2 protein-coding genes are annotated in these 1823 nt (G+C 36.7%); both read right to left on the bottom strand.

The features are described from left to right. Window positions 1–791 (bottom strand): sensor histidine kinase (locus QI30_RS18995; protein WP_158621084.1); only part of this gene is annotated, 791 nt, incomplete at its 3' end. A 757-nt stretch (window positions 792–1548) separates the two neighbouring features. After that, a complete protein-coding gene (locus QI30_RS18985) occupies window positions 1549–1815 on the bottom strand; it encodes an AbrB/MazE/SpoVT family DNA-binding domain-containing protein (RefSeq protein WP_126992088.1) in 267 nt (88 codons plus the stop codon). Window positions 1816–1823 lie beyond the last annotated feature (8 nt).

Here is a 1823-nt window from a genome sequence, read left to right as displayed (position 1 = left end):
AACAGGCGAGGATTGAGCATAATTTCTTCAGACAAACGCAAATCATCCACTACATTTCTCGCTTCTATAATAGAATCTTCAACCTGTGATTTTGCTAATCTCAATAGCTCAGCAGCCTCTTTTACATCCCCGTCTTCTAAATACTCATCCATCACTTCCATTTTTAAATTCACACCAATCAACCGTTGAATTAACGAATCATGTAAATTCCTTGCCATTCGTTGACGTTCGTTTTGCTTCGTTAATGCTTCAATCCGTTTATTCGCCAGCTGCAATTGCCGATTTTCTACTTCCTTTTGATTAAACGTCGCAAAGCCTAATAAAATAAACAACATGGAAATAACAAAGATGAAAATTGCATAATCATATTTCTCTTGCCCGTATAAAATGGATAACATAAAAATAACCGACCCAATATACAACACTAAAAAGGCAACAAATCGTTTCGCACTGTTATATAAATAAAAAGACTGTGCTACTAATGTGCCTCCGTACACAATCAATAGAATAATACCAAAATCACTAACAAGCATCGCAACGCCAAATATAATGACGAGCTGAACGATTAAATAAAACGTACTAAACCGCTTAAATAACCAACTGCCCATCCAGTGAAGTACGCTAAATAAAACTGAGCCTAAAATAAACAACACAATATTACTAGTTGGTGCATCATTTACTGAAATTAAAATGGTTAAAATAAGTGTGATAAGTACATGAGCTATCGTAAACGGCATTTTTAAAACCGATGTATTATAATTAAGCACTTCAAAATGATCTTGTACTTTCACCTGCTCACCCTTTCTAAATCTTCCGCATTCGAATAAATACAACATACTCTATCCCTATTCGTTCATCAACTGACGTTTGGGCATTTAATAAAAGCCGTTATTAAAATAAAGAAGCAGATGAAGATCCGGTCTTTCACCTACTTTCCTATCATACATATCTCTAAATATCTATCTTTCAAAAATATTAGAGATTACTACTTTATCATGCTCCAATACCCCATCATATAATACTTATACGAGGGGGTAATTGTTTCTAGATTGCCTTCTAAAATATCACAGCTACGGTCATCATAAACATGTGGCCTCGTCATAAAAATACGATTTACTGACGCTACCCTCATATATTGAAGCACTGGAATAAATGTTTAAACTATATTCTCTATGCTATATTAAACACAAGGATTTACGAAAGGATGTTTAATATGGCTAAAAGTGTAGTATTAGCAGAAAAGCCTTCAGTAGCACGCGATATTGCGAATGTGCTGAAGTGGTATGGCAACACTTTTGGACAACTTTTATAAGGGTGCTCTTAAAGCATAAGGGGCGTACAAGTTGCTTGACATGGAGCCTCTATGGGCATGACTCCTTGCGCCAGAAAGCCAGCAATATCAGGCTGGCTTAGCCAAACGAGGCTATCATGCCCATTGCTCCACGTAAAGCTCTTCTCCGTTGATAGACTTAGAATTTGCCCTCTATACTCTATAAAGTGTGTCCAACTAAATGTAGCCTATCCATTTCTACATTATGAAGAGTTCAATTATTTCTGTTTCAGTTGATTTAGCAACACTTCAGCCCCTTTAGGAGAAAGGGTGATGTGATTAAATAATGTGAAGTTATCTGGCGTAATTTCTCCTGTTACTATGCAAGCAGCTTGTGGCGCATACTTTCGTAAAATAATTTCCTCGCCATCAATGAAAATTTCAACAGGGTCTTTTTCGTTGATTTCAAGCGTTCTGCGTAGCTCCATTGGGATAACGATACGCCCTAATTCATCGACTTTGCGTACGATGCCAGTTGATTTCATGGTCGTGT

It is taken from the genome of Candidatus Kurthia intestinigallinarum, from assembly GCF_003991225.1.
Lineage (GTDB): Bacteria > Bacillota > Bacilli > Bacillales_A > Planococcaceae > Kurthia > Kurthia populi.
The sequence above is the reverse complement of the archived record's forward strand: the minus strand, read 5'-3'. Positions and strand labels throughout refer to the sequence as shown.

What these genes read in the sequence shown, in the direction of transcription:
- QI30_RS18985 (WP_126992088.1), bottom strand. Translation starts at nt 1,815, where the DNA reads ATGAAATCAACTGGCATCGTACGCAAAGTCGATGAATTAGGGCGTATC.